The organism is Fictibacillus nanhaiensis (genome assembly GCF_023715445.1).
GTDB lineage: Bacteria > Bacillota > Bacilli > Bacillales > Fictibacillaceae > Fictibacillus > Fictibacillus nanhaiensis_D.
The window spans coordinates 1,250,448-1,276,445 of sequence record NZ_JAMBOD010000001.1 but is presented as its reverse complement, the minus strand read 5'-3'; the positions used below and the strand labels follow the sequence as shown (position 1 = coordinate 1,276,445).

31 protein-coding genes and 1 riboswitch are annotated in these 25,998 nt (G+C 38.9%); of the genes, 24 read left to right on the top strand and 7 right to left on the bottom strand.

The genetic code is table 11. From position 1 onward, the window contains the following. The 7 genes from M3196_RS06585 (at position 1) to M3196_RS06555 (ending at position 5,714) form a co-directional block, all read left to right on the top strand. Positions 1–1,221: a cysteine desulfurase gene (locus M3196_RS06585; protein ID WP_251321424.1), complete on the top strand. Its 1,221-nt coding sequence runs from the start codon at positions 1–3 to the stop codon at positions 1,219–1,221. Next, the gene (sufU, locus tag M3196_RS06580; RefSeq protein ID WP_251321422.1) at positions 1,211–1,651 is read left to right on the top strand and encodes a Fe-S cluster assembly sulfur transfer protein SufU; all 441 of its coding nucleotides are present in this window, start codon (positions 1,211–1,213) and stop codon (positions 1,649–1,651) included. Before M3196_RS06585 ends, sufU begins: the two co-directional genes overlap by 11 nt. Before the next feature lie 52 nt (positions 1,652–1,703). Further along, entirely contained in the window at positions 1,704–3,101 is a 1,398-nt protein-coding gene (sufB, locus tag M3196_RS06575) for a Fe-S cluster assembly protein SufB (RefSeq protein WP_251321421.1), read from the top strand. 294 nt (positions 3,102–3,395) lie between these two features. Beyond that, positions 3,396–3,971, top strand: a complete 576-nt coding sequence (locus M3196_RS06570; RefSeq protein ID WP_251321420.1) for a dihydrofolate reductase family protein — start codon at positions 3,396–3,398, stop codon at positions 3,969–3,971. 193 nt (positions 3,972–4,164) lie between these two features. Further along, positions 4,165–4,437: a hypothetical protein gene (locus M3196_RS06565; protein ID WP_251321419.1), complete on the top strand. Its 273-nt coding sequence runs from the start codon at positions 4,165–4,167 to the stop codon at positions 4,435–4,437. A gap of 320 nt (positions 4,438–4,757) precedes the next feature. After that, the gene (locus M3196_RS06560) at positions 4,758–5,144 is read left to right on the top strand and encodes a hypothetical protein (protein ID WP_251321418.1); all 387 of its coding nucleotides are present in this window, start codon (positions 4,758–4,760) and stop codon (positions 5,142–5,144) included. Between the two features lie 276 nt (positions 5,145–5,420). After that, on the top strand, positions 5,421–5,714 hold the full coding sequence (locus M3196_RS06555; protein WP_251321416.1) for a hypothetical protein: 294 nt from the start codon (positions 5,421–5,423) through the stop codon (positions 5,712–5,714). A 131-nt stretch (positions 5,715–5,845) separates the two neighbouring features. Here M3196_RS06555 and M3196_RS06550 read toward each other — a convergent pair whose 3' ends face one another. Then, positions 5,846–6,112 (bottom strand): KGG domain-containing protein, encoded by a 267-nt coding sequence (locus M3196_RS06550; RefSeq protein ID WP_251321415.1) that lies wholly within the window; start codon positions 6,110–6,112, stop codon positions 5,846–5,848. A gap of 811 nt (positions 6,113–6,923) precedes the next feature. Here M3196_RS06550 and M3196_RS06545 point away from each other — a divergent pair. The 4 genes from M3196_RS06545 to M3196_RS06530 all read left to right on the top strand — a co-directional run bounded on the left by M3196_RS06545 (position 6,924) and on the right by M3196_RS06530 (position 10,597). Beyond that, positions 6,924–8,111 (top strand): iron-containing alcohol dehydrogenase, encoded by a 1,188-nt coding sequence (locus tag M3196_RS06545; RefSeq protein ID WP_251321414.1) that lies wholly within the window; start codon positions 6,924–6,926, stop codon positions 8,109–8,111. 63 nt (positions 8,112–8,174) lie between these two features. Beyond that, complete coding sequence (locus tag M3196_RS06540) at positions 8,175–8,693, top strand: YbaK/EbsC family protein (RefSeq protein ID WP_251321413.1); 519 nt, start codon at positions 8,175–8,177, stop codon at positions 8,691–8,693. A gap of 287 nt (positions 8,694–8,980) precedes the next feature. Continuing rightward, a complete protein-coding gene (gene nfsA, locus M3196_RS06535; RefSeq protein WP_251321412.1) occupies positions 8,981–9,727 on the top strand; it encodes an oxygen-insensitive NADPH nitroreductase in 747 nt (248 codons plus the stop codon). Positions 9,728–9,754: 27 nt separating this feature from the next. Then, positions 9,755–10,597, top strand: a complete 843-nt coding sequence (locus M3196_RS06530) for a DUF72 domain-containing protein (protein ID WP_251321411.1) — start codon at positions 9,755–9,757, stop codon at positions 10,595–10,597. A gap of 339 nt (positions 10,598–10,936) precedes the next feature. Here M3196_RS06530 and M3196_RS06525 read toward each other — a convergent pair whose 3' ends face one another. Further along, positions 10,937–11,239, bottom strand: a complete 303-nt coding sequence (locus M3196_RS06525; protein WP_066292272.1) for a YunC family protein — start codon at positions 11,237–11,239, stop codon at positions 10,937–10,939. A 397-nt stretch (positions 11,240–11,636) separates the two neighbouring features. Between M3196_RS06525 and M3196_RS06520 the strand changes: the two genes are divergently transcribed. From M3196_RS06520 to M3196_RS06495, 6 genes are all read left to right on the top strand, one after another. Next, the gene (locus M3196_RS06520) at positions 11,637–12,431 is read left to right on the top strand and encodes a thymidylate synthase (protein ID WP_251321410.1); all 795 of its coding nucleotides are present in this window, start codon (positions 11,637–11,639) and stop codon (positions 12,429–12,431) included. Beyond that, the gene (locus M3196_RS06515; protein WP_251321409.1) at positions 12,428–12,910 is read left to right on the top strand and encodes a dihydrofolate reductase; all 483 of its coding nucleotides are present in this window, start codon (positions 12,428–12,430) and stop codon (positions 12,908–12,910) included. The genes M3196_RS06520 and M3196_RS06515 overlap by 4 nt, the downstream gene beginning before the upstream one ends. A 57-nt stretch (positions 12,911–12,967) precedes the next feature. After that, positions 12,968–13,822: a sporulation protein YunB gene (gene yunB, locus M3196_RS06510; protein ID WP_251321408.1), complete on the top strand. Its 855-nt coding sequence runs from the start codon at positions 12,968–12,970 to the stop codon at positions 13,820–13,822. 100 nt (positions 13,823–13,922) lie between these two features. Beyond that, positions 13,923–14,104: riboswitch (Lysine riboswitch) on the top strand. A 141-nt stretch (positions 14,105–14,245) separates the two neighbouring features. After that, positions 14,246–15,835: a Na+/H+ antiporter NhaC family protein gene (locus M3196_RS06505; protein ID WP_251321407.1), complete on the top strand. Its 1,590-nt coding sequence runs from the start codon at positions 14,246–14,248 to the stop codon at positions 15,833–15,835. Positions 15,836–16,023: 188 nt separating this feature from the next. Continuing rightward, positions 16,024–17,526 (top strand): sodium-dependent transporter, encoded by a 1,503-nt coding sequence (locus M3196_RS06500; RefSeq protein ID WP_251321406.1) that lies wholly within the window; start codon positions 16,024–16,026, stop codon positions 17,524–17,526. 1 nt (position 17,527) lies between these two features. Then, positions 17,528–17,632 (top strand): methionine/alanine import family NSS transporter small subunit, encoded by a 105-nt coding sequence (locus M3196_RS06495; RefSeq protein WP_251321405.1) that lies wholly within the window; start codon positions 17,528–17,530, stop codon positions 17,630–17,632. A 149-nt stretch (positions 17,633–17,781) separates the two neighbouring features. Here M3196_RS06495 and M3196_RS06490 read toward each other — a convergent pair whose 3' ends face one another. After that, positions 17,782–18,780 carry a M23 family metallopeptidase gene (locus tag M3196_RS06490; RefSeq protein WP_251321404.1) on the bottom strand — a complete coding sequence of 333 codons (999 nt, stop codon included), beginning with the start codon at positions 18,778–18,780 and terminating at the stop codon, positions 17,782–17,784. A 192-nt stretch (positions 18,781–18,972) separates the two neighbouring features. Between M3196_RS06490 and lipA the strand changes: the two genes are divergently transcribed. After that, positions 18,973–19,857, top strand: a complete 885-nt coding sequence (gene lipA / locus M3196_RS06485; RefSeq protein WP_251321402.1) for a lipoyl synthase — start codon at positions 18,973–18,975, stop codon at positions 19,855–19,857. Between the two features lie 139 nt (positions 19,858–19,996). Here lipA and M3196_RS06480 read toward each other — a convergent pair whose 3' ends face one another. Beyond that, the gene (locus M3196_RS06480) at positions 19,997–20,611 is read right to left on the bottom strand and encodes a YhcN/YlaJ family sporulation lipoprotein (RefSeq protein ID WP_251321401.1); all 615 of its coding nucleotides are present in this window, start codon (positions 20,609–20,611) and stop codon (positions 19,997–19,999) included. Between the two features lie 122 nt (positions 20,612–20,733). Between M3196_RS06480 and M3196_RS06475 the strand changes: the two genes are divergently transcribed. Beyond that, positions 20,734–21,009 carry a YutD family protein gene (locus M3196_RS06475; RefSeq protein WP_077359566.1) on the top strand — a complete coding sequence of 92 codons (276 nt, stop codon included), beginning with the start codon at positions 20,734–20,736 and terminating at the stop codon, positions 21,007–21,009. 23 nt (positions 21,010–21,032) lie between these two features. Here the strand turns inward: M3196_RS06475 and M3196_RS06470 are convergent, their stop codons facing one another. Both M3196_RS06470 and M3196_RS06465 read right to left on the bottom strand, forming a co-directional pair. Then, positions 21,033–21,329, bottom strand: coding sequence for a hypothetical protein (locus M3196_RS06470; protein WP_251321400.1), 297 nt, complete (start codon positions 21,327–21,329; stop codon positions 21,033–21,035). A 394-nt stretch (positions 21,330–21,723) separates the two neighbouring features. Continuing rightward, positions 21,724–21,993 (bottom strand): DUF3055 domain-containing protein, encoded by a 270-nt coding sequence (locus M3196_RS06465; RefSeq protein WP_251321399.1) that lies wholly within the window; start codon positions 21,991–21,993, stop codon positions 21,724–21,726. Positions 21,994–22,104: 111 nt separating this feature from the next. Between M3196_RS06465 and M3196_RS06460 the strand changes: the two genes are divergently transcribed. The 3 genes from M3196_RS06460 to M3196_RS06450 all read left to right on the top strand — a co-directional run bounded on the left by M3196_RS06460 (position 22,105) and on the right by M3196_RS06450 (position 24,235). Next, complete coding sequence (locus M3196_RS06460; protein WP_251321398.1) at positions 22,105–22,545, top strand: DUF86 domain-containing protein; 441 nt, start codon at positions 22,105–22,107, stop codon at positions 22,543–22,545. 83 nt (positions 22,546–22,628) lie between these two features. Then, positions 22,629–23,282 (top strand): helix-turn-helix transcriptional regulator, encoded by a 654-nt coding sequence (locus M3196_RS06455; RefSeq protein WP_251321396.1) that lies wholly within the window; start codon positions 22,629–22,631, stop codon positions 23,280–23,282. 185 nt (positions 23,283–23,467) lie between these two features. Then, the gene (locus tag M3196_RS06450) at positions 23,468–24,235 is read left to right on the top strand and encodes a TIGR01457 family HAD-type hydrolase (protein WP_251321395.1); all 768 of its coding nucleotides are present in this window, start codon (positions 23,468–23,470) and stop codon (positions 24,233–24,235) included. A 58-nt stretch (positions 24,236–24,293) separates the two neighbouring features. On the opposite strand, the gene M3196_RS06445 is transcribed toward M3196_RS06450, so the two are convergent. Beyond that, a complete protein-coding gene (locus M3196_RS06445; protein WP_251321394.1) occupies positions 24,294–24,791 on the bottom strand; it encodes a phosphatidylglycerophosphatase A family protein in 498 nt (165 codons plus the stop codon). A 65-nt stretch (positions 24,792–24,856) separates the two neighbouring features. Between M3196_RS06445 and M3196_RS21950 the strand changes: the two genes are divergently transcribed. Together M3196_RS21950 and yutH are read left to right on the top strand one after the other, a co-directional pair. Continuing rightward, positions 24,857–24,982 (top strand): hypothetical protein, encoded by a 126-nt coding sequence (locus tag M3196_RS21950; protein WP_276531250.1) that lies wholly within the window; start codon positions 24,857–24,859, stop codon positions 24,980–24,982. Continuing rightward, entirely contained in the window at positions 24,975–25,997 is a 1,023-nt protein-coding gene (yutH, locus tag M3196_RS06440) for a spore coat putative kinase YutH (protein ID WP_251321393.1), read from the top strand. Before M3196_RS21950 ends, yutH begins: the two co-directional genes overlap by 8 nt. Position 25,998: the final 1 nt, after the last annotated feature.

Genomic DNA, 25,998 nt, shown 5'->3' with positions numbered 1-25,998 from the left:
ATGAGTGCAAAGGAATGGAGAAAGCTGTTTCCTATCCTTGATCAGGAAGTTAACGGCAAACCTCTTGTTTACCTTGACAGTGCAGCCACTTCACAAAAACCTATTCAGGTTATTGAAACATTAGAGAAATATTATAAAGAATATAATTCAAACGTTCACCGCGGCGTCCATACCCTAGGTACTCGTGCGACAGATGGCTATGAAGGAGCACGCGAAAAGGTACGCCGGTTTATCGGTGCTAAATCTACTCAGGAGATTATTTTTACACGTGGAACCACAACCGCGATCAATACGGTTGCAAGAAGCTATGGAATGGCTAATTTAGCAGAAGGTGATGAGATTGTGATTACTCCTATGGAGCATCACAGCAACATCATTCCATGGCAGCAGGTTGCAAAAACAACTGGTGCTACGTTAAAATACATCCCATTACAGCCAGATGGTACGATTGACCTCAGTGATGTTGAAAAAACGGTAACAGAGCATACTAAAATAGTCTCAGTTATGCAGGTTTCTAACGTATTAGGGACGATCAATCCGATAAAAGAAATTGCAGCGATCGCGCATAAGAATGGTGCTGTCATGATGGTTGATGGTGCACAAAGTGCTCCGCATCTCAAAGTCGATGTTCAAGACCTTGACTGTGATTTCTTCGCCTTTTCTGCACATAAAATGTGTGGTCCGACTGGAATCGGTGTACTATATGGTAAAAAAGCTCTTCTTAATAAAATGGAGCCTGTGGAATTCGGCGGTGAGATGATCGATTTTGTTGGATTACAGGAATCCACATGGAAAGAGCTTCCTTGGAAATTTGAAGGCGGCACTCCCATCATCGCAGGTGCGATCGGTTTAGGTGCAGCTATCGATTTTCTAGAGGACATCGGGTTGGATAACATCTTAAAACTAGAGCATGAACTTGCAGGTTATGCAATGGAACGTTTAAATGAACTTGACGGTGTAACAATCTTCGGGCCAAAGGAACGTGCAGGTCTTGTTACATTCAATCTTGATGACGTTCATCCACATGACGTGGCAACTGTACTTGATTCAGAAGGAATAGCAGTTCGTGCTGGTCATCATTGTGCACAGCCTCTCATGAAGTGGTTAGATGTTTCAGCAACCGCCCGAGCTAGTTTTTACCTATATAACACGAAAGATGACATCGACACTTTCGTGAAAGGATTAAGAACAGCAAAGGAGTATTTCGGTCATGTCTTCTAATTTAGATCAGCTTTATCGGCAAGTGATAATGGACCATTATAAAAACCCACGTAACAAGGGGATTTTAGAGGATGGTGCATTAACGATTAATATGAACAACCCAACATGCGGCGACCGTATTCAGCTTACATTAAAAGTGGAAGATGGAAAAATCGAGTCTGCTAAGTTTGACGGAGAAGGTTGTTCCATTAGTCTTGCATCTGCTTCTATGATGACTCAGGCCGTAAAAGGTCTTGCTGTTGAAGATGCAGTTAAGCTTGCAAAGATTTTTTATGATATGATGTTAGGGAACGACTATGATGATGAATCCTATGATTTAGGAGACATCGAAGCTCTTCAAGGAGTTTCCAAATTTCCTGCCCGTATTAAATGTGCCACACTCGCGTGGAAGGCAATGGAGCAGGGAGTAGGGAAACAAGAGGAAGAATAAGTTCCTGTTAATATGAGTAAAGAGTGCCAATCCAGTAAGGAGGGATTCTGCAATGGCTAAGAAAATGCCGGATATCGGCGAATATAAATATGGTTTTAGAGATAAAGATGTATCCATTTTCAGATCAAAGCGTGGATTAACAAAAGAAATCGTTGAAGAGATCTCACGCATGAAGAGTGAACCTCAATGGATGCTTGATTTCCGTTTGAAGTCATTAGAACAGTTCTATAAGATGCCTATGCCTCAGTGGGGCGGAGACATGAAAGATTTGAACTTTGATGACATTACGTATTATGTTAAGCCATCTGAGAAATCTGAGAAGTCTTGGGATGAGGTGCCTGCAGAAATTAAGGCTACCTTTGATAAACTTGGAATTCCAGAAGCGGAACAAAAATATCTTGCAGGTGTATCTGCTCAGTATGAATCAGAAGTTGTTTACCACAACATGAAAGAAGACCTTTCAGATCTAGGTATTCTATTCACTGATACAGATACAGCTTTAAGAGAGCACGAAGAAATCTTCCGAGAGTACTTTGGAACGATTATTCCGCCAACTGATAATAAGTTCGCAGCATTGAACTCAGCAGTATGGTCTGGTGGATCTTTCATCTACGTACCAAAAGGCGTAAAATGCGATACTCCGCTTCAAGCTTATTTCCGAATCAACTCTGAAAATATGGGTCAGTTCGAACGTACGCTTATAATTGCGGATGAAGACAGCTCAGTACACTATGTCGAAGGCTGTACAGCACCGGTTTATTCTACAAATTCACTTCATAGTGCGGTTGTAGAAATCATCGTTAAGAAAAACGCTTATGCGCGTTACACAACGATTCAAAACTGGGCGAATAACATCTATAACCTCGTTACGAAACGTGCAGTTGCAGAAGAAAACGCAACGATGGAATGGGTAGACGGTAACATCGGATCTCGTTTAACAATGAAGTATCCGGCTGTTATCATGAAAGGCCGCGGCGCGAAAGGTACCATTCTTTCTATCGCGATCGCAGGTAAAGGACAGCATCAGGATGCAGGAGCAAAAGTTCTTCACCTTGCACCAGATTGTTCTTCTACCATCGTATCCAAGTCTATCTCCAAGCACGGCGGTAAAGTAACATACCGTGGTATTTCTCACTTCGGGCGTAAATCTGATGGATCAAAATCCAACATTAAGTGTGATACACTAATCATGGATAACCAATCCACATCAGATACGATTCCGTATAATGAAATCCTGAACAACAACATTACGCTTGAGCATGAAGCAACGGTTTCTAAAGTTTCTGAAGACCAGTTATTCTACCTCATGAGCCGTGGTGTATCTGAACAGGAAGCAACAGAAATGATCGTAATGGGCTTTATCGAGCCATTTACAAAAGAGCTTCCTATGGAATATGCAGTTGAAATGAACCGTCTGATCAAGTTCGAGATGGAAGGTTCAATCGGATAATGTCTGAAAAGCCTTGGTATATAAGGAATATACCAAGGCTTTTTTATGTCTAAATTAGTCACGTGCCGATTTCGTGCCGATTCAAATTCAAATATGAGACTTTTTATGTTTTATTCAACAAACGGGCCAGATTGTGGAATAACCGACACAGGATATTTCAGTTAATTAGAGAATTAGACTTATGTAGTTCAAGGTGAGGAGCAATATGGTGAAAGCAACCCAAATCATAAAGAACGTCATATGCACCCTCTTCAATATCTAATTCAATATATTATGAACAAAGGAGAACTGAAAATGAGAAAGCTCGTTCTATTTCTGCACTCATCGCTTGACGGTTTTGTAGAAGGGCCGAACGGTGAAATGGACATCGGCTGGGTTTCCTACGATGCTGAATTGGAGAAACACGCGAAAGAAATTCTGAGTACTGCCGACACTGTTATTTGGGGACGTAGGACTTATCAGATGATGCACAATTACTGGCCATCTGTGCCTTCGAACCCATCAGCATCGCAGCATGAACGCAATCATGCCGAGTGGATCGAGAAGACCTCCAAAATCGTTTTTTCCACGACGCTGGAGAAGGTCGAATGGAACAATTCCAGACTGGTGAAAGGAGATGTCGAGGAAGAGATCAAGAACCTCAAACAGCAGCCAGGCAAGGATATGGTCATCCTCGGCAGTCCTAGGTTCGCACACTACCTTATGCAGCTTGATTTAATAGATGAGTATAAAATTACGGTTTCACCCGTATTGATTGTCAGTGGGTTGCCGTTATTCCAAGGTCTCAAGGAAAAAATCAATCTTAAACTTATCGAAAACAAGACATTTGATTCTGGAGCCATAGGCCTCGTTTACCAGACGGTTAGATGATAAAGTAGATTACGCTAACCGGATTACGTTAGTACAATAAAAGCACGGCAGTCTAATTCAGTTTGCCTGGTGATCGTGTCGTTAAGATTGAATCTTCCACAAAAGGGTGCGTTGATCCAAGAAGGATTAACGCCCTCTTTATGGAAATTATTGAACAATCGTAGCAGGAATGTTGATAAAAAGGAATGATAAAATGAGTGAAATATATAAATTAAAAACTGAAATAAAAGCGATATGTACACGATTTGAAAATGAAGATTTTGATTTGCAAAAATTTCAGGGGCGACTATCAAGAGTCATTACACCAGAACCTGATATACATAACATTGATGGGCTTCTACTCAAAATAGATAATGATTTGGAAGAGATTATTTTTACAAAATCAGAAAGTAATTATCGTCAATACGGATTAGAAGTAGTATATAATTTTCTAAAAAAACTTGAAGAAATTGAAAAGAATGTTTGATTTTTCTTCTTCAACTATTGGGCGCGATTGTGGAATAAAACTTAGATTTTAAACGACTTTATTGTTAAGGCATCCTTTATAAAAAATATAACAACTTTATTTTACCCCCATCTAAAACAGGATGGGGGTATGTGTGTTTGAAGTATGAAAATTAAATACTTATTGTAATCTTGACATTTCCTTATTGCGGGTAGTGACAGGCTTCGCTGGTACTACCCCAACAAGGAGAAATGCACTTTTTAGATGACTTTAAAGGCAGCTAATTAATGTGACAATAAACTAAAACAATTCGTCTAAATCATATAAGGAGTGTGATAGGGTTGAAAAATATAAGCATTACTTTGTCTGTACTTTTAGTCATTGTATTATTTGGTTGTCAACAAAGTCATGAAGGTCCAGACTATGTTACAAAACCAAACGAAGTAGCAACAAAAAAAGCTTCCAATGAAAATTATGATATATCTGGGGTCGTTTCAGAAGTAAATAAAGATCATAAAAGAGTTTTACTAACATTAACTAAACATATACAAGAAGATGAAGAACAAATGTGGGTAACAATTGATGGTAACACAAAAATTACTGATAAAAAGGGGGCTTTTATTTTTGAGGATTTTAAAAAGGATGTTAGATTAAAAGCTAACTTTTCTAAGATGTGTAAAGATTTTTCACCTCGTATATGTTTTGCAGAAGAAATTGTAATTCAATAATATTCTTCCACAAACAGGGTGCATTTCTTCCAGATTATTAAAAATCTCTCATTTTATTAGAGTGAATTCGTTGTAATTTTTTGTTATGATTGCAGTTCGGAGAAATTTAATCAGGTAGGTGTTTTTTATAAAAATAGTAGAAGAAATTATAAAGGAATCTTCTCTCGATATAGAAATTGAATTTAAAAATAATTCAGAAACCCGACCATTAGCAGGGGGGGTTTATAATCCAAAAGAAAAAAAGATCACGCTTTATATAAAAGGATTAGAGAATCAGTGCTTTTTTTGTATAAATCATTAAAGCCATTTGAATTACATGCAGCTATTGTATTTGCTCATGAATTGGGTCATGCCATGGATGATACTCTTTTAGATATCTGCGAACAATTAGATACCATAAAAGAAGCTTTTCTAAGAAAAAGAATTGAATTACGTGCAGAGACAAATGCCTGGGAAAAAGCTAGGCAATTACTTGGTGATAGGCTTATTTTGCCAGACAATATGGAGTTGTTTGAACTCCTCATGCACCACTCTCTTGAACCTTATTATAGTAAGGGATTTCCAGCATGACGTCCGGTAAATGTTATAATATTTAACAACCAGTGCGTTTACTAAATTTGCTATCTTACTCGAAGAAGGTAGTAAACGGTGTTTTAGGTATTTAAAAAAACTCGGCCATTAAAGCCGAGTTTTTTTAGTTTTTACCCATTATTATTGTTGTTTCTTGCATTTCCGCCTTTTTCACCGATTTCTTGATAAAATTCTTTATCATGGTTTTTGGAAGTAGCTTCTCCACCTTTTTCACCGATCTCTTGATAAAATTCTTTATCATGGTTTTTGGAGGTAGCTTCACCGCCTTTTTCACCGATTTCTTGATAAAACTCCTTATCATGGTTATTGGAAGTAGCTTCACCGCCTTTACGACCGGCTTCTTCTCGACTCATTTTTCCTTGATTTTCTCTAGCCATTAAAAATTCCTCCTTTAAGGGTTAGATCAGCTGACAAACTATACTATTTATCAACTGTACAGAGAATGTAACCGTTATTTAAAGATAATAAACATGATGATGTGCTTTTCCTATTAACACCTTTAATTCTTCTCTACAAACACTAAATACAAGGTGGAGTAATAGTAATGGACCTGAAGATTTCCAACTAGACGCATCGTATGGAGACTCCATAAAATCCATTATTAGCGGCGTAATTTTGTACTCTTTAAGCCTATATCGGAACCAAATATTGGATAGTAAAGAGAAATATTATAGGTCTTACTGCTTCAATACTTGGTGGGGTCATTGGTGGTCTTTTAACGTTTTGAGGTGTCTAATACCATAAACAGAGGACAAAAAGATAAATTTATAGGTGAATAAAGCTTCGGCAAAATTTATTATAACTGGGGAAAGACAAGTAAGTCGTTTTGAATGGTTTTATCAATGATCCAGCCTTGGGCAAGTCTGTTTGTCCTTAGAGAGGTGGACTATAGAAAAAAGACGCCCAAATAGGACGTCTTTTTATGCGTTTTGCGGCGAGAGACAGCACTCTACATAGTGCATTGCCAAAAGGCGCGTCAATCTCGTCTTATGCAAATTAGCTCATCGCTTGACTAGTTTACCACTATCGATATTAAAAAAGAAGTAATCATTTAATAATAAGGCGTTAGTTATGAGATTATATGTTGTTAAAATATATGATTTGTTTTTATAAGATTAAGACAATTTAGTATGAATGATCTTTCTTTTCTATTATGATAATGAAAAGAAATGGAAAGGAGTTATGTTCATGAAACACGTCGAATTTAATCTGCCAACCATTATCAGAGCTGGAAACGGTGAATTTCAAAAAACCGGGTTATACCTAAAAGAATTCATAAAGGGAACTCGAATCTTTATCGTAACAGACCCTGGAATCGAGCAAACTGGATTTGTAATAGAAGCTATACAAATGCTGCAACGGCAAGGTTTTGAAACCCGCATGTTTAATCAGGTAAGGCCAAATCCACGGGATGTTGATTGTAAAGCTGGCGGGGAAGCAGCAAGAGAATTTCGTGCGGATGCGATATTGGCTTTAGGCGGAGGATCAGTTATTGATTCAGCGAAGGCGATTGCGATTTTACAGTGTCTTGGCGGTGAACCACAGGATTATGCTGGGCGAAATAACGTTCCTGAAAAAGTAACTCCTATTGCTGTTGTTCCGACTACAGCTGGAACAGGTGCAGAAGTGACACGTTCATCGGTTATTACAGATACAGCAAAAAAGATTAAATTTACTATCAAGGATGTTCATATTGCCCCAGCTTTAGCGATTGTGGACCCCGAGCTTACGTATGGATTACCTCCCAACTTAACTGCATCTACAGGAATGGACGCCTTGGTGCATGCAATAGAGGCCTATACTTGTAAGCTTTCAAATCCCATTTCAGACGGTCTGGCACTACAGGCAATGAAGCATATCTATCCTTATTTAAGAACTGCCGTAAATGATGGGAATAATCAAGAAGCCCGTTACAACATGATGGTAGGATCCACCCTTGCAGGCATGGCTTTCTCCCATGCAGATGTTGCATCCGTTCATTGCATGGCTGAAGCAATCGGTGGATTATATGATACGCCACATGGGATAGCAAATTCGATGTTCCTGCCATATATGGTTGAATACAATGCAGGAGCAGATCTTAAAAAACATGCAACGATTGCGAGGACGATCGGTATTGCTTCTCCAAACGATTCTGATCAAGATGCAACTACTCGCCTTGTAGCGGAAATGAAGCTACTGGCAGCCGATCTCTCCATCCCAACGTTCTCCTCTTTAGCAGAAGTCAGCGAGTACGACTTCAATTATCTTGCCGAATCGTCGTATTTGAATGGTTCAACATCAAGTAATGCAAGGGAAATAACAAAAGAGGACTACCTAAGACTATTTAAGATTGCCTACTCAAAAGAATATAAGGAAATAAGCCTTCAAAAATAATGTTGGTCTTGTATGAAAGCATGTGCCATTTGATATAGTATCGTGAAGGGAAGGATGTATAAGATGTCATTAGAAAGTGTATTAGCTCATTTTAAACAATGGAATCGGGAAGGTGATGTGAAAGAGTATGAGACATTAAGTGCTACGGTCGAGCAGGCTGCTGAAACAATTGGTGTTATTCCTGCACGAATTGCGAAGACGTTATCCTTCAGGGGAGAAGGGGATAAAGGCATCTTGATTGTTACTGCAGGTGATGCCAAAATCGATAACAAGAAATTTCGTCAAGTATTTGGATTTAAGGCGCGTATGCTTACGCCTGATGAAGTGTTAGAACAAACCGGACATGTGATTGGTGGAGTTTGCCCTTTCGGATTGGAAAACGAAATGGACATCTATCTAGATGTCTCTATGAAACGATTCAATACAGTTTTTCCCGCTTGTGGAACAAGAAACTCTGCCATAGAACTGACCTGTGATGAATTATTTCAATATTCAATGGCTAAAGAGTGGATAAATGTTTGCAAAGGGTGGGAAGAACCTACGTTTATTGAAGCAGTAACTGTAAACATCGAAAATTCTTGAATATATACTTAATTTCAGAAAAAACGTTACTAAATCATTACTAGTCTATTATGTCCAGATTAGAAAGAAGCAGCGTGAAATTGGCTGCTTCTTTACGTTTAATAGGTTAGTTGAACTTTTACTGCTGTTTTTGGGGAGATAGATTTACATATAATAAAATTGCTATAAGGGATTCTAGTATAAACCAATGATTCATACCTGTTTGAAATTCCTTTGGGTTCGCTTTTTTGCTTTTAAAAAGTATATAATGCAGTCAACAATCACTATTTTATAAAGGAGCTTCCAGCATGAATAAAGTGATAGAGACAATTTTAGCTCACAAATCCATTCGTAAATTTAAAAATAAACCTCTAAGTGAAGAAACGATCACAACACTGGTAGAATGTGCACAGTCTGCCTCAACATCAAGCTATCAGCAGGTTTGTACCATTATTGGAGTTGAAGATCAGGGAAAGAAACTAAAGCTCGCAGAGCTTGCAGGAAACCAGTCTTATGTAGCGGACAATGGTTATTTCTTTGTTTTTTGTATGGATTATAACCGTCATACGATTGCTGCCAATATAATGGACAAAAATATAAATGATACTATCCAATCAACAGAAGCGTTCATTGTAGGAACAGTCGATGCTTCTCTTGCTGCGCAAAATATGGCGATTGCAGCTGAATCTCTTGGGCTGGGAATCGTTTATATAGGCGGAATCCGAAACAACCTGAAAGAAGTTTCAGAGTTGCTTTACTGTCCTGAATATGTGCTTCCGCTCTTCGGCATGGCAATCGGTTATCCAGACGCAGAACCTGGCAAGAAACCTCGTTTACCACTTCCAGCTGTTTTTCATAAAAACGGTTATAAGAAGAAAGAAGAGACTGAAAATCTTTTAAAACAATATGAAAAAGAAACGTCTGAATATTATACAAAACGTACTGGAGGTAAACGCACGGAAGGCTGGGTGACTCAGATTACAGCCTCAATGGCGTCCCCGAAACGTACATATATGAAAGAATTCGTACGTGAGAAAGGTTTAAACAAAACATAAAAACTTACAGGCAGGTGAGTTTAAAGAATGATTCGAATAGGTGTTACAGGGTGGGGAGACCATGATTCACTTTACCCGGACGGAACTTCCCCAAAAGATAAACTGGAAGTATACAGCGGTCATTTTCCCGTTGTAGAGGTTGATTCTTCCTTTTATGCCGTTCAACCCGTTAAGAACTATGAAAGATGGGTTTCGTCAACAACAAAAGATTTTTCTTTTGTTGTAAAAGCCTATCAAGGGATGACTGGCCACTCAAGAGGAAAAGTGCCTTTTGATTCTGTTAAACAAATGTTCGAAGCCTTTATACAATCTATTCAGCCCGTCATCTCTTCTGGAAAACTAGAAATGGTTCTCTTTCAATATCCGCCATGGTTTGACTGCAAAAAAGAAAATGTTCAGATCCTTCGATACGCAAAAGAATTGATGGGTGATATCCCACTCGCTTTAGAGTTCCGTAATCAAACATGGTTTAGGGAAGAAATGAGAGAGAAAACGTTGCGTTTCATTGATGAAGAAGGCTGGATTCACACTGTATGCGACGAACCGCAGGCAGGCAATGGATCCATTCCAATCGTCATGTATACAACTGAAGAAAAGACACTCGTACGTATGCATGGCAGAAACGTTTACGGATGGAATAATTCAGGACAGCCCAACTGGAGAGAAGTCCGCTACCTGTATCGTTATAATCAATCAGAACTATTGGAGTGGAAAGAACGGATTCAGATGTTAGCTGCCCAAACACAAAATCTTACAATCTTGTTTAATAACAATTCTGGTGGAGACGCAGCCGATAACGCAAAGCAAATGATTGACCTCTTAGACATTCAGTATGATTTTCTAGCTCCAAGGCAGTTGGACTTGTTTTAATCTTTTCCTAATATTACAAATTAATTTCAAAAAGTGGTAAACGATTCAATTTCCAAAATAGCCTGATATACTAATAAGGTGAATTTAATAACGTGAGCTGATTGGAGAAAGTGGGGGTCACTTTGGATTTTAAAAAGCTAATTCAGATGATGTACTACTTGCAGATTGCCTTTATCGTCAGTGGCGTTTATTTGCTTTTTGTCTACATATTAACGAATAACTCTAAACGAATCCAATTTCTGACGCTTGTGTTATGTATTAATGCTATATCATTAAAAGTCACCAGAGACCGTTTTAAAGCATAAAGAAAACTGCGCTAAGCTGCGCAGTTTTTTATTATTAAAGCATCTTTAAAAGTGCTTTTCTCCCTTGCATACCAACTTCAATACCTTTTTCTCTTGCCTCAAGTGTAATAGATTCCAAAGGTGCATCCAGCAGCTGTTCGATCGTCCTAACACCAACAGCCCGACCTGCAATAATTTTACGGTCCGCTAACTTTTCGTTCAGTAAGGCTACATCTAAAGCTCCACACATGATATATCCATTCTCGTTAAAAACAGCCATAAAATTTGTTTTTGGCAAACGAAGGGTGACAGCGGTAAATGGATGTCCTTCTATCAAAATCGGGTTCATCTCTAACATGCTTCCACTCCTTTCTCCTTACTATTTTTATGTGTAAAAAAGGAAAAAGTGTCAGGTATTGACGCTAATTTTAAGGCGAAATAATGAACAAAAAAGATATTTCATCTGAAGATTGGACAGGACTGCCGTCTGTGATACGATAATAGGAAAAGGCTTTTTCGAAAAGATGCTGCTTCTGACTTGTTTCTAAGAAAATTCTTCGTTTACAAGTTGATTGGAGTGCAAGGTGCGAGACTCCTACGGGATTAGCGGGACAGGTGAGACCCCGCCAGCGCGAAGCGGTAGGGAGGCTCACCGCACGCCCCGCGGATAGCGAGCATCCTGGAGCGGAAATCAACCACTTCCAAAAGCATCAAAGCTTATGAAAACTTCTAAAAAAATAAGGAGGCGATGAAGGATGAAACAATACTTGGAATTTCTTCAGGATATTTTACATAATGGCACAAAAAAAGAGGACAGGACGGGCACAGGTACAGTTTCAGTTTTTGGCCGTCAGATGAGATTTGATTTAGAAGAAGGTTTTCCACTCGTTACGACTAAAAAGCTTCATCTAAAATCTATTATTCACGAGCTCCTATGGTTCTTAAAAGGTGATACAAACATCGCCTATTTAAAAGAAAACAAGGTGCGAATCTGGGATGAATGGGCAGATGAAGAAGGAAATTTAGGACCTGTATACGGCCATCAATGGCGTTCTTGGTCTGCTCCAAATGGAGAAACAATCGATCAGATTTCTAACGTGATTGAAGATATAAAGAATAATCCTGATTCAAGAAGATTAATTGTGTCGGCATGGAACCCGGCAGATGTACCGAATATGGCATTGCCTCCTTGCCACTTATTGTTTCAATTTTACGTAGCAGAAGGAAAACTCTCGTGTCAGCTTTATCAGCGCTCTGCTGACAGCTTCCTTGGGGTTCCGTTTAACATTGCTTCATATGCGTTATTAACAATGATGGTGGCTCAGGTAACTGGTCTTAAGCCTGGAGAATTTGTTCATACGGTCGGTGATGCTCATATCTACACGAACCACATTGAGCAAGTAGAGCTTCAGCTGACGCGTGACCCTAAACCCCTTCCAAAGATGAAGTTAAATACAAACATAACAAACATCTTTGATTTTACTTATGAAGATTTTGAATTAGAAAACTATGAATCACATCCTCATATTAAAGGTGAGGTGAGTGTATGATTTCATTTGTTGTTGCAATGGATGAAAATCGGGCCATCGGAAAGGATAATGACCTCCCTTGGTATCTTCCTAATGATTTAAAGCATTTTAAGAAAACAACGATGGGAAAACCAATCGTTATGGGAAGAAAAACGTACGAGTCGATCGGAAAACCGCTTCCAGGAAGAGAGAATATCGTCGTTACTAGAGACCAAAACTATCATGCTGAGGGAACGATCACTGTTCATTCTGTAGATGAAGTGCTGAAATGGGAAGCTGAAGAAATCTGTGTGATCGGAGGAACAGAGATTTTTAAATTATTTCTTCCAGTAGCAGACCGATTATATATTACCGAGATTCACCATACGTTTGATGCAGATACTTATTTTCCTGAACTTAGTGATGAAGATTGGGAAGAGGTATCCCGGACAGCAGGTATCGTGGATGAAAAAAATAAATATCCCCACGAATTTGTGGTATACGAAAAAATAAACATGTAAAACTCGAATGAGCCCCCCTCTTGTCTGCATACATTGTAGGTAAAGGGGGGTTACCTTTTGTTAAAACGAAAAAAAATGAGACTGCGAAAAGGGCCGCTTCCGTTTAGATATGTAATTCTAATCTCTTTTACACTCTTTGTTTTTATTACTCTTCAAGGCTTATGGCTTGTTGATAGGGGAATAGAACCTACGCTGATGCATGTAGCCCAAAGAAAAACGGAAGAGATAGCTTCGCTTGCGATCAATGAAGCGATTATCAATAAATTATTTGATTCGATTGATATGAAGGATATTTTAATCTCTAAAGAAGATAAGGATGGGAATATCGTTTATGCCGGTGTAAACCAGCAAATAGTGAATAAAGTGCAAAATCAGTCAGCGATCGTGGTACAAGAGTTTTTAAAAGAAATTGAAGAAGGCCGTATTCCCAAAAGTATTGAGTCGGATGAGATAGGATTAACAAAAAATCATTCTAATGATCCTGGAGTAATTATGTCAATCCCATTAGGGCAAGCTACAGAAAACTCTTTACTGGCTAACCTAGGTCCTAAGATTCCTATTAAATTTACAATCGTTGGGGATGTAAATACAGATATCGAAGAAAAAATTGAAACAGTTGGTATCAACAACACATGGATTTCAATAAATATCATTGTAACTGTTAAAGCAAAGGTAGTTATTCCATTTGCTACTGAAACGGCTACCGTTACGAGACCGATTCAGATCATGGGACAATTTATCCCAGGAGAGGTACCGATTTACTATAATCAATCGGGAGATCCTATTCAGCCAGCTATTCCTATTGATCCCAATATAAAAGATAAAAAAGATGCAAAAAAGAAAAATGAAGCTGATGCTGAAGGAATAGAAGAAAGTGCTGGAGAAGAGGCTATAGATGAATCTGGAGAATAACGAATCCTTAATTTAACAGTGTGTATAGGGTTGACCAATCAGTTATCTTTGTTATAATGAAAAGTAGATTTTAAATTTTATATGTCTTTAAGCCTATCACCGATGGGGTAGAGGAGCGGATTTTAAGAGTACTTTTTCAGAGAGTGACGTCTGTGAAGAAAAAGGAAAGGAACTTCCGCCGAAGCAAAAAGCAACCGTCTGTTCTTTTTTGCTGGGTTTACACTAAATAAGTGTAAAACTGTCACTGCGAGGGTAACTACGCAGTGGAGGACTACTGATCGATGAGGAAAACCATAAATTACTTAAGTGATTGATAGCGGGTTATTTCCTTGTCTATTAGTCGCTTTTTATTTTGTCTTTTTTTCCTCAACGTCCTGTAAAACTCCTCAACATGGATGGCTAAATAGAAGAAGGAGGAACATTATGGAATTTGAGAATTCAATTTATTCATTGATACCGCCAGTTTTAGCCATTTTAATGGTTATCTTAACAAGACAAGTTTTAATTTCACTTGGGGCGGGGATTATCGCAGGAGCACTGCTGCTTCATGACTTTAACATTGGAGCAACATTAAAAGAGATTGGAACGATTGTTAAAGGGCATTTTATTTCAGATGGTGCTCTAAATGAGTGGAACGTCTATATTCTGTTATTTTTATTAATTTTAGGGATGATGACTAGCATTATTTCAATGGCAGGTGGAAGCCGTGCTTTCGGGGAATGGGCAATCTCCCGGGTAAAGACTAGACGAGGTGCACAAATCCTGACAGTGGTGTTTGGGCTAGTTATTTTTATTGATGACTACTTCAACTCATTAGCTGTCGGAAATGTAAGCAGACCAATTACAGACCGTCACAGAATTTCACGTGCTAAGCTTGCTTATTACTTAGATTCAACGGCTGCACCTGTTTGTGTGATCTCTCCTGTATCAAGCTGGGGTGCTTATATTATCGGGATTATAGGAACGATTTTAGCTACTCATGAGATCACAAACATTTCAGCTTTCAGTGCTTTTATTCAAATGATTCCTATGAATTTTTATGCAGTTTTTGCACTTATCCTTGTTTTTGCAGTAGCTTATTTTCAATTGGATTTCGGTCCGATGAAACAGCATGAACAACGTGCTCTAGCCACTGGTGAAGTTGTTGATCCAGAGAAAAAAGGAGCAATTGGCGAAGGCATAAAACTTGAAGAAAGTGATAAAGGAAAAGTTGGTGACCTTGTTTGGCCAATCGTCCTTTTGATAGTTGCAACAGTTGGTTTCATGATCTATACAGGAATTGAAAATGTAAAGGGCTTAGAAGAACCTACAGCTGTTACTCTTTTATCTATTTTTGAAAATACCGACGTGCCAAAATCCCTCCTTTATGGAGGATTAGTAGGATTAGCGGCAGCCATTCTTTTCTTCTTGCCTAAAAAGATGGGTGCATCCGCATTAGGAAGAGGATTAGGAAGAGGCGTTCAATCAATGCTTGGGGCTGTAACAATCCTGCTGTTTGCCTGGACAATTATCTCCATCATCGACAGTCTTGAAACTGGTAAGTATTTAGCTGGATTGGTCGATCAGCATATGAACCTTGCTTATCTGCCACTTGTACTTTTTGTACTTTCAGGTCTTATGGCCTTTGCTACCGGTACATCTTGGGGAACATTTGGCGTAATGCTTCCAATCGCTGCAGAAATAGCTGCTTCAACGAATGTTGAGTTTATGCTTCCTGTTTTAGCGGCAGTACTTGCTGGATCAGTGTTTGGGGACCATTGTTCACCTATTTCTGATACTACGATTCTCTCTTCAACAGGAGCAGGAAGCCATCATATCGATCACGTATTGACACAGCTTCCTTATAGCTTGATCGCAGCTGGAATTTCAGCCTTGGGCTATCTTGCTCTTGGATTTACGGAGAGCGTCTGGATGGGACTATTAGTTTCTGCAGCGGCATTTGCTGTTACCTTACTCCTCATAAAGAAATGGTCTGGAAACCATATTGTAAAAGAAAATACAAGAAGAGCTTAATCTGGGAGTGTCCGGTTTTAAACCGGGCACTTTTTCTCATATTTATACGACTTCCTTCGCTATATTACGACAAAATTACTAAAAATCTTTTGACAGCTCTCATTCATTTGTAATATACTAAACCCAGAATAGTCAGAAAACAGTAATAATTGTAAAATTTTTGACTTTATCAAAAGGGGGAAACATCTATGGAAGATCGGCAACAATGGGGAAGCCGCTACGGATTTATTTTAGCTGCGGTTGGTTCTGCTATCGGGTTGGGCAATATCTGGAGATTTCCAGCAGTTGCTTATGAAAATGGTGGAGGAGCATTCTTTATCCCTTACCTCGTAGCATTATTAACGGCAGGTATTCCCTTATTGATCCTGGAATTTACGCTAGGGCATAAGTACCGTGGATCTGCTCCGTTAACTTATTTCCGTCTTCACAAAAATGCGGAATGGCTTGGATGGTGGCAAGTATTTGTAGCGTTTGTCATCTCAACTTACTATGCAGTAATCATTGCATGGGCACTTAAATATTCGATTTATTCTTTAAATCTTACATGGGGAGACAAGCCTTCTGATTTCTTTTACGGTGAAGTGCTTCAATTAAGTGCTAAGCCAGGTGAAGTTGGTGGTATTGTTCCAGGAGTTGTTATTGCGCTCTTGATCGTGTGGGTAGTAACGTTATTAGTATTATTCAAAGGTGTATCAAAAGGTATTGAAAGATTTAATAAAATCTTTATCCCGGCTTTAGTTATTATGTTTTTATTAATTGTAATCCGTGCAGTGACTCTTGAAGGTGCGGGACAAGGATTAAATTCGTTCTTCACACCAGACTGGAGCATGATCAACAACGGTAAGGTATGGGTAGCAGCTTACGGTCAAATTTTCTTCTCATTATCTATTGCTTTTGCAATCATGGTGACTTATTCAAGCTATCTGCCAAAGAAATCAGATATTAATAACAACGCATTTATCACGGGGTTTGCAAACTCAGGTTTTGAACTTCTTGCTGGTATCGGAGTTTTTGCAGCGTTAGGTTTCATGGCCATGCAGCAAGGGCTGCCTGTTGCTGAAGTTGTTAAAGGCGGAATTGGACTGGCTTTTGAAGTTTTCCCAGCAATCATTAATGAGTTCCCTGGAGGCAATGCCTTCTTTGGAACAATGTTCTTCTTAACACTTGTATTTGCCGGTATGACATCATTAATCTCAATCGTTGAAACATATGTTGCAGCATTACAAGACAAGTTCGGTATCTCTAGAACAAAAGCAGTTCTTATGGGTGGAGGAGTGGCTTCTGTAATCTCTTTACTTTTCGCAACAAAAGGCGGATTGTACATGCTTGATATTACAGACTACTTCATTAACAACTTCGGAATTACATTAGCAGGTTTAGTGGAGGTAGTACTTGTAGCTTGGTTCTTTAAGCAGCTTAAGGGACTTCAAGATCATGCGAATGCTATTTCGGATTTAAGAACAGGACTATGGTGGAAAGTATGTCTTGGTGTTATTACACCGATCCTACTTGGCTACATGATGTTCGATAACATTAAGCAAAATATTGCTGAGAATTATGGAGGATACCCGACTGGATTAGTGGTTACGTACGGCTTAGCCGTTGCAGTTGGTGTTATCGTTCTTGGATTCTTACTAAGCTTAGTGAAATGGAAATCAAACGCGGTTCAAGAAAAAAGGGAGGTCAGCTGATATGACAGGCAGTGCTATAGCAATGATGGTTATCGGCATGGTTATCCTTTGGGGTGGCTTGCTGGCAAGTATTGCGAATGTAGTTCGGGTTTCAAAGAAAAATTAAAAGATAAAAGCTGATCTTCGATTGAAGATCAGCTTTTTCTTTTATTAGATCATAAATGAGCGCACTGCCCGAGATTTATGATCGTCATCCGAGATTTATGATCGCCATCCAGGACTTATCCCGACTAAAAAGAAGCGATTTGCTTCTTTTTATCTTTTTTTGCTATTGATTCTTTCCTGGCGTTCCCATGCTTTTAAATAGGGATATGGATCGAAAGCCCATTCTGTAATGCCATTGTCACGGTACATTCCAAAATGAAGATGGGGCGGAAACTTTCCAGACGTTCCAGGAGGACCATAACCCGTACTTCCGACATAGCCCAGCACTGTACCCGGTTCTACAATCGAACCTTTTTCAATGCTTTTATTAAAACTGCCTAAATGAGCGTAATAATGATACACGTTATTAATGTCACGGACCCCGATTCTCCATCCTCCAAAACGGTTCCATCCTTTAACTTCTACGATGCCATAAGATACAGCTTTTACTGGCACACCATAGTCAGCAAAAATATCTGTTCCTTCATGGATACGAAGTCCGCCAAACCCGCGGCGGTCCCCCCATGTGCTTCGATAGCTATAATTTGATCTTAACGGCACAATAAAGCTATGTTTATCTAAAGAAACAGTACCATATGTCTCATAGATCTTTGCGTTTTCCATGATAATGTCAACGGCTTTGTCTCTTTGATAATAGCTCCATAATCCAATCCGAAAGTTCTCGATATCGTGACCATGTTTTTGAATGATATCTGCAAAGGTAAATAAGATATCTTCGTCATTGTTTCGATCTGCAACTCCATCATTATTCCCATCTTTTCCAATTCCACCAAACATGGCAATCCGCTCAGGGTTTGTATCATCCATTTTAGGATTTATAGGTCCTGACCATTGAATAGGGGAAAAGTATATACCCACTAACCCTTTTCTTGCCGGCAAGTCTCTCCGGGCTTTTCTTACACTTCTTTCATACTGGTCAACACCGGCAAAATAATGCCATGGAATAAGTGTTACGGACTCCATCTTTTTATAGAGGCTTAGCCTGTCAACATCTTCTTTCGTAAATCGCTCGGCGGCCTCGCTGCTTTCCGGAAGAAAGGTTATTAGAAGGGCTGCCAGAGTGAGGAACAGGACTGTGAATTTCCTCATCGTCCCAAACCACTCCTTTCTTTCATTTACCATTAGTTTGTTGAACTTAGTAAAAAACATGAAGGAAAAATGTTGGAAAAAACTCATGTTTGGAGTTTTGGCTGTCATATGGTAGAGTATTGATGGGTGAATAACGTTTTAAACCAAAACAAAATGTAACTTTTCAGACCAAGAAAATTTGGGGTGATGATGATGGCAAAGAAAGAAGAATATGTACGTAAGCCGGAATGGTTGAAAATAAAATTAAACACGAACGAAAACTATAAAGAACTAAAGAAAATGATGCGTGAAAAGAAGCTACATACAGTTTGTGAAGAAGCGAAATGTCCTAACATTCATGAATGCTGGGCTGTTCGTAAAACCGCTACTTTTATGATTCTCGGAGACATCTGTACGCGTGCCTGCCGTTTTTGTGCTGTAAAAACAGGTTTACCTACTGAACTCGATCTTCAAGAACCAGAACGCGTTGCTGAATCTGTTGAACAAATGGGATTAAAACACGTTGTTATTACAGCTGTTGCCCGTGACGATCTAAAAGACGGAGGAGCACACGTTTTTGCAGAAACAGTACGAGCTGTCCGTGCCCGCAATCCTTTCTGTTCAATCGAAGTCTTGCCATCTGATATGCTTGGTGACTTTGATGCATTAAAAACATTGATGGATGCTAAACCGGATATTATGAACCATAATATCGAAACGGTAAAAAGACTTTCTCCAAGAGTCCGTGCACGTGCTACGTACGAAAGAACATTGGAATTCTTGCGCCGTGCAAAAGAAATGAATTCAAATATCCCGACAAAATCCAGTCTTATGATCGGTCTAGGAGAAACATGGGAAGAAATTATCGAAACGATGGATGATCTTCGTACCAACAATGTGGATATTATGACAATCGGACAATATCTGCAGCCTACGAAGAAACATCTAAAGGTTCAGAAGTATTATACTCCTGATGAGTTTAAAGAACTGCGCGATATTGCGTTTAGCAAAGGCTTTAAACATTGTGAATCAGGCCCGCTTGTTCGTTCTTCTTATCATGCCGATGAGCAAGTAAATGCTGCAGCCCAAAATATTTAATATAAAGAAAACTTGGCTGACGTAAAGCCAGCCTTAGTTGCACTTAATTCCTAAACTTGTTTGACTTTCGTCGTTTATCGAACACCATACAAGTTATACTTTAGTACAAAAAGACCAGAAGCAGAGCTGCTTCTGGTTTTTATTTTCCTTCTGTTTCACCGCGCATTGGGTTTGTTTCGCCATTCATTTCGCCGTTTTCATTTTCTCCATAGTTCCATTTCTTTCCCTGCGGAGATTTTTTCATTTCTTCAATCAAACGATCAATAATTCCTTCAATATCTTCTGTATCATTATTTAGTGCTTGATACTGTTCAATTTTATCAATCATGCCTTTTTCATCGCTTACATAAACGTGATAATAACGCGGTACAACTGAGAATGCAGTCATTTTTACTTGGTCTGCAGCTGCGTTTCTGTCTTTGTTTGTTGTTTTATATCCAATCAATACTTCTTCATCTGTAACGAGCGTACCGACATCTTTAATATCTGGTAATTGAAGGACCATATCTGAAATCATATCTGCTAGCTTTTGTCGATTTAAGTAAGGTACAGCATTTCCTGATTTAACTTTATCCCCGGACATATGGCGCATATATCCAAAATCCCCATAATTCTGGTTGTTGCCAATCCGATTTTCATCCTTAACATTGGTTCTTGAAAATTTATATTCCTGACCCATCTTTTTTTGATCATCACCGCCGCAACCTGAAAGTACGATTACGAATACTACTGCTAACATTCCTATTTTTTTCACAGGTGTTTTCACCTCCTTATTCTTTAGAATGACCTGAAAAGTAAATACATTACGAAGAAATTGTTGGCTGTTAAAGGCGAAAACATGGTAAAATAAGTATCAGGAAATGAGGTGAAGCATTTTTGATTACAGTTGGTAATTATTCCTATGAAGTGATTGAAGATGTACGTGAAGCCTTTAATGAGGAGCAATTTAAAGCGCGCTACAGTGAAATTTTACATAAATACGATTATATTGTTGGCGACCTCGGTTACGAACAGCTTCGTTTACGTGGCTTTTTTGAAGATAATCATGAAAAGGCTACCTTTGATACGAAAATCAGTACTTTACCGGAATACATTTATGAATATTGCAATTTCGGATGTCCATATTTTGTGTTAAAAAAAGTAAACCCCTGAGAATTCAGGGGTTTTTTCTTACTTTATGAGCCTCGAGAATCATCGTACGGCTGTTCGGTATAAAGTTCAGGGTCATCATGTGTCGGATGAGCACCTGGATCATGTCTTTCTAGCCCTTCGTGCAAGTTTTTATTTTCGTAGTTAAAGGCACTGTAGTATCGCTGACTTTCTTTCCAAGGCGTTGATTTGCCTAATGCCCGCTTAATAGGCGAACCGTATGGACCTTCAGGCAGATCTTCTGGAAGCACATAGTTGCGACCGGTCTCTACATTCGAAAAATCAGTATACTGCCTTTTTTCCTTTTCGAACAAAAAAACCATCCTCTCAGGGGCCATATTAGGATAAAAAATATCTATCCTTAAATAAAGTGTCTCCCTTTGAAGATGATTCTTTCTTGGTACATTTTGATTGTTGTTTTATTGAAGTGTTTTTATGAATTCCCATCATTGACAAGTTGATTGGAGCGCAAGGTGCGAGACTCCTGCGGGATCAGTGTGCCAGCCACCTGAGAATACTTCTCGCAAGGCATGCGACGAGGAAGTTCACTTCGGTAGGATTTCTTGCGGACGCAGGAGCACACATGCTTCCTTGAATGAGACTCCTAAAGGCGCAAAGCGCGAGGAGGCTCACCGCACGCCCCGCGGAAAGCGAGCATCCTGGAGCGGAAATCAACCATTCTAATTCCAACAAAGATTTCGAAAGCAGCCTTGTTTTTTAAACCACTTCTGCTAAAAATTCACGCAGCTCCATGGCGTCTTCTTCTGTTAAGTTAAAAGCGTGCTCCAAATAGCCTTCTTCGTCTAAATCATCCTGTCCAATTATGGCAAAATGGCTTCCAAGCATATTAAGTACAAGTGATTTTCCATAATGGCGGCTTGTCTTAACGATAGCTAGATCGAACCGTGTATTTTTCCCCATAAAGCTTACAAAGCGTGTTTCCGTTTTCTCCGTATCGTCATATAAGAAAAATCTTTCATCTGACATGTATAATGCCCTCCTTAAATTCCAAAACAATAAATTTTCATACGCTGGGATAAATGAAATCTCTTCTTTTATGTTACACTTTACTTGAGAAACTTACAAAAGGTGATGACTATGTATTTTGTTGACCGTAAAAAAATCAACGAGCATTTAGTGTATATGAATGATTTATTAAGAACTTTTGAAACAATATCTTTCCCGGAAAACCGAATTGAGGTTCTTGCGGCAGAACGTATAGGTCATATGCTGATTGAATCCATGATGGACGTCGGAAATATGATTATTGACGGTTTTATCATGCGTGATCCCGGGAGCTTTGAAGATATTCTTGATATTCTTATTGATGAAAAAGTCATTCCGGAAGAGGAAGCGTTAGCGTTAAAAAACGTAGTAAATTTACGTAAATCTTTAGTTCAAGAATATCCACATTCAGATATTCAAAAAACATACGATACCATACAACAACATTTGCCGGAACTCTCAGGTTTTCCTGTTCACGTTAAACGATATCTTGAAGATGAACTAGGCCCGGTTTCTGCTTTTTTACCTGAATAAATTAAATGTATAGTTTTTAAACATTTTTATTTAAAAATGTACGTTTTCTATAATTTACGGTAAAATGGTAAAAAAGGATGGTGATGACTGTGAAGAATCACACCTCAACACGTGATGAGATCATCTATCTTTTAAAAAGAAACAAACGGATGACCGTTACGGAAATGGCTAAATCTCTTGGCATTACAGAAATGGCAGTAAGACGCCACCTTAATACTTTAGAGCGGGACCACGTGATTGAAACAACACTTGTACGTCAAGCCATGGGAAGACCCATTCATTTTTATCATTTAAGTGCAAGCGGTGATGAACAGTTTCCGCGGAACTATTCAGGTTTGACTGTTGAATTCTTAAAAGATATTGAAGAGCTCAGTGGAACAGAAACGGTAGAAGGGTTGTTTAAACGACGGGAAAATCGTCTGCAGGATAAATATAAAGACCGGATGAACAAGCTTACTCATTTTGAGCAAAAAGTGAACGAACTGGCGAGCATTCAGAATGAAGCGGGATATATGGTTGACTGGCAAAAGGGTGAAGATCCGGGGACCTATGTTTTAACCGAATACAATTGTCCGATCGCTATGGTAGCCAATGAATATCAGCAAGCTTGTTCGTGTGAGCTTTCGTTATTTAAAAGAATGCTCGGCACAGATGAGATTGACCGGAAAACATGTATGGCTAAAGGTGGAGATTACTGCTGTTATGTCATTAAAGAAAGAGCTGCATCTGAAGTATAATCTGCTTCAGGTGTGTTTTTTTTTCACTTTTGGAAAGTGTAACTAGTTAATTGAAAGATAAAACATCGGAGTAAACAAGTTTAGGAATAAAGCAGAAGTGCAAAAGGCTGACGAATAAAGAATGCGTCAGCCAAGTTTTCTTTAGCGATGGGCAGAATGATAAGGTACATAAAGGAGAGAAACATATGAGAGCATATAAAGGGTTTTTGATCGACTTAGATGGAACGATGTATCGAGGAACAGAACGAATACATGAAGCTGTTGAATTTGTTAAAAAGCTGAACGAGAATGATTTGCCTTATTTATTTGTAACGAACAATTCTTCAAAAACAAAGGAACAAGTTGCAGAAGTTTTAAAAGGATTTGATATACCTGCCACATCCGAGCACGTTTTCACAACAAGCATGGCAACAGCAAGATATATTTCCAATCTTAAAGAGGATGCAACTGTTTACTGTATCGGAGAGGACGGACTAAGAGAAGCACTTACGGAAAAGGGCTTAAAGTTTGTGGATGAAAACCCTGACTACGTCGTGATTGGAATCGACCGGTCGATCACTTATGAAAAACTTGCAAAAGCCTGTCTTTCAGTGAGAAACGGTGCCACATTCATCTCTACAAATGGAGATATTGCCCTTCCTACTGAAAGAGGACTTCTGCCTGGAAACGGTTCTTTAACTTCTGTTATAACAGTTTCAACCCAAACAGAGCCTATTTTTATCGGAAAGCCTGAGGCGATTATTATGGAGATGGCACTTGAAACGCTGGGTACAAAAAAGGAAGAAACGCTGATGATCGGGGATAATTACCAGACAGATATTTTAGCGGGAATTCGAACAGGTCTTGATACTCTTCTAGTTCATACAGGGGTAACAACGAAAAAACATTTAGAACATATCGACATTCACCCAACGTATACAGTTGATGGATTAGACGAATGGGAAATTAAATAATGAACGAAGGAAGGCTTAAGTAAAAAGAGATTTGATCTCTTGGTCTTAAGCCTTCCTTTTATTCTTCGTTAGCTGCACGATGTGCTAATCTGCTCGAGGCTGCAGCCGCTATTGCACCTACAATATCGTCTAAAAACGTGTGAACTTTACCAGTGGATTTATCATTTAATTTCTCTAAGATTCCAGGTTTTTGTTTATCAATAAATCCATAGTTCGTAAAACCAATAGAACCATATATATTTACAATAGAAAGTGCTATAACCTCATCGATGCCATACAAACTTTCATCTCTTTCTAATATTTCTTGTAGCGGCTGTTCTAATTTCTTTTCTTCAGCTAATACATCAAGACCAATGCCTGTTAAAATAGCATTTTGAACTTCCCGCTTTGCAATAACTCTTTCAACATTTTCTCTGCACACGTCCATTTTTAGGTCAGGATGATAGGGGACTTGGAGAAAATAAACGAGTTCAGCTATATCGTTTACTGTAACGCCCCGTTCGTTCAGTAGTTTGCGTGCTGTTTCTTCGACATTTTCCACTTTTTTGTTTGGCATCCTTGTACTCCTTTTCTCTGATAGTCTCCTTAGCTTTGTATAGTATATGTTTTCATGATAAAGTTATGAATTTATCAAAAAAAGCTAACACTTCGCCTATTTGGGCATACAATGGTGTATCCATAAATGCGGATGTTAATGATCTTGCAGCCGCAGGAAAGCTGACAGGTGGGGGGATCGCCATTGTTTGAAAGAGATATTTTTCATCATTATCAACTTGTGTGTGAAGACCGGAGATCGGAATCGGGTTACCGTACATTTACCTGCAAGGGAGACCAGTATATTGTTATTCCACAGCAGCAAATGACATATGAAAAATTGCAGGAAATGATATTTATCAGTGACTTTCTGCAACAGCGGGGGGAGAAAAGTCTGCCAGTGCTGCAGCCGACCGTTACGAATATGCCAAGTGCATATGTTGATGGTGAATCCGTTATTATCTTTAAGAAAGCTCATACGAAAGAGGAGCAGAGGAATGTATCTTTAGGGATTGAGCTGGCAGAATTTCATAAAAGGGGTAAAGGCCTGGAACAATTCTATCCGGTCCAGCAGATAGCCTATGGCCAATGGCCTCTTTTATGGATGAATCGTGTGGATGAAATGCATAACACGTATTCTGAAGTTTCAGCCAGAAAACAGAAAAATGACTTTGATCATCTTTTTTTAACAACTTTTCCTTACTACGAGGGACTTGCGGAAAACGCAATTCAGTACATCACGGATTATCAGATGGAAAGAGGACCAAAGGGGATTGGATCGGCAGCAATCTGTTATGACCGGTTCAGTGAACGTTCTTGGATCAGGTCTTCGAATGGTTTTATTAAACTGCCTGTAGGCTGGGTAATCGACAGTCCAATGAGGGATGTTGCAGAAGGCATCCGTGAAAAAATTTATCAGCCGCAGTTCAGAAATGACGAAGTATTAAATTTAATCGATGATTATGAAAAAGTAAAACCGTTATCAAAAGGGGCATGGAGATTATTATACGGCAGACTTCTTTTCCCTTCACAATACTTTGATACTGTTGAAGGCCATTATAAAAACGAAAGAGATATAGGCAAAGAATTGTATGTACGCCGCTTTACTGACTTAATCTCGTATGAAAAACAGAATGAATATTTCCTGAAAAGTTTCTTCAGATCCATTGGTTTGCCTGTGCGTGAATTGAATATTCCGATTGTTGACTGGCTCGTTCCAATGATCTGAC

What these genes read in the sequence shown, in the direction of transcription:
- M3196_RS06505 (WP_251321407.1), top strand. Translation starts at nt 14,246, where the DNA reads ATGGAATTTGAGAATTCAATTTATTCATTGATACCGCCAGTTTTAGCC.
- nfsA (WP_251321412.1), top strand. Translation starts at nt 8,981, where the DNA reads ATGAATAAAGTGATAGAGACAATTTTAGCTCACAAATCCATTCGTAAA.
- M3196_RS06515 (WP_251321409.1), top strand. Translation starts at nt 12,428, where the DNA reads ATGATTTCATTTGTTGTTGCAATGGATGAAAATCGGGCCATCGGAAAG.
- sufU (WP_251321422.1), top strand. Translation starts at nt 1,211, where the DNA reads ATGTCTTCTAATTTAGATCAGCTTTATCGGCAAGTGATAATGGACCAT.
- M3196_RS06460 (WP_251321398.1), top strand. Translation starts at nt 22,105, where the DNA reads ATGTATTTTGTTGACCGTAAAAAAATCAACGAGCATTTAGTGTATATG.
- M3196_RS06540 (WP_251321413.1), top strand. Translation starts at nt 8,175, where the DNA reads ATGTCATTAGAAAGTGTATTAGCTCATTTTAAACAATGGAATCGGGAA.
- M3196_RS06565 (WP_251321419.1), top strand. Translation starts at nt 4,165, where the DNA reads ATGAGTGAAATATATAAATTAAAAACTGAAATAAAAGCGATATGTACA.
- M3196_RS06500 (WP_251321406.1), top strand. Translation starts at nt 16,024, where the DNA reads ATGGAAGATCGGCAACAATGGGGAAGCCGCTACGGATTTATTTTAGCT.
- M3196_RS06455 (WP_251321396.1), top strand. Translation starts at nt 22,629, where the DNA reads ATGACTGTGAAGAATCACACCTCAACACGTGATGAGATCATCTATCTT.
- M3196_RS06530 (WP_251321411.1), top strand. Translation starts at nt 9,755, where the DNA reads ATGATTCGAATAGGTGTTACAGGGTGGGGAGACCATGATTCACTTTAC.
- lipA (WP_251321402.1), top strand. Translation starts at nt 18,973, where the DNA reads ATGGCAAAGAAAGAAGAATATGTACGTAAGCCGGAATGGTTGAAAATA.
- sufB (WP_251321421.1), top strand. Translation starts at nt 1,704, where the DNA reads ATGGCTAAGAAAATGCCGGATATCGGCGAATATAAATATGGTTTTAGA.
- M3196_RS21950 (WP_276531250.1), top strand. Translation starts at nt 24,857, where the DNA reads ATGAATTTATCAAAAAAAGCTAACACTTCGCCTATTTGGGCATACAAT.
- M3196_RS06470 (WP_251321400.1), bottom strand. Translation starts at nt 21,329, where the DNA reads ATGGTTTTTTTGTTCGAAAAGGAAAAAAGGCAGTATACTGATTTTTCG.
- M3196_RS06550 (WP_251321415.1), bottom strand. Translation starts at nt 6,112, where the DNA reads ATGGCTAGAGAAAATCAAGGAAAAATGAGTCGAGAAGAAGCCGGTCGT.
- M3196_RS06520 (WP_251321410.1), top strand. Translation starts at nt 11,637, where the DNA reads ATGAAACAATACTTGGAATTTCTTCAGGATATTTTACATAATGGCACA.
- M3196_RS06525 (WP_066292272.1), bottom strand. Translation starts at nt 11,239, where the DNA reads ATGTTAGAGATGAACCCGATTTTGATAGAAGGACATCCATTTACCGCT.
- M3196_RS06445 (WP_251321394.1), bottom strand. Translation starts at nt 24,791, where the DNA reads ATGCCAAACAAAAAAGTGGAAAATGTCGAAGAAACAGCACGCAAACTA.
- M3196_RS06545 (WP_251321414.1), top strand. Translation starts at nt 6,924, where the DNA reads ATGAAACACGTCGAATTTAATCTGCCAACCATTATCAGAGCTGGAAAC.
- M3196_RS06490 (WP_251321404.1), bottom strand. Translation starts at nt 18,780, where the DNA reads ATGAGGAAATTCACAGTCCTGTTCCTCACTCTGGCAGCCCTTCTAATA.
- M3196_RS06495 (WP_251321405.1), top strand. Translation starts at nt 17,528, where the DNA reads ATGACAGGCAGTGCTATAGCAATGATGGTTATCGGCATGGTTATCCTT.
- M3196_RS06570 (WP_251321420.1), top strand. Translation starts at nt 3,396, where the DNA reads ATGAGAAAGCTCGTTCTATTTCTGCACTCATCGCTTGACGGTTTTGTA.
- M3196_RS06465 (WP_251321399.1), bottom strand. Translation starts at nt 21,993, where the DNA reads ATGTCAGATGAAAGATTTTTCTTATATGACGATACGGAGAAAACGGAA.
- M3196_RS06585 (WP_251321424.1), top strand. Translation starts at nt 1, where the DNA reads ATGAGTGCAAAGGAATGGAGAAAGCTGTTTCCTATCCTTGATCAGGAA.
- M3196_RS06450 (WP_251321395.1), top strand. Translation starts at nt 23,468, where the DNA reads ATGAGAGCATATAAAGGGTTTTTGATCGACTTAGATGGAACGATGTAT.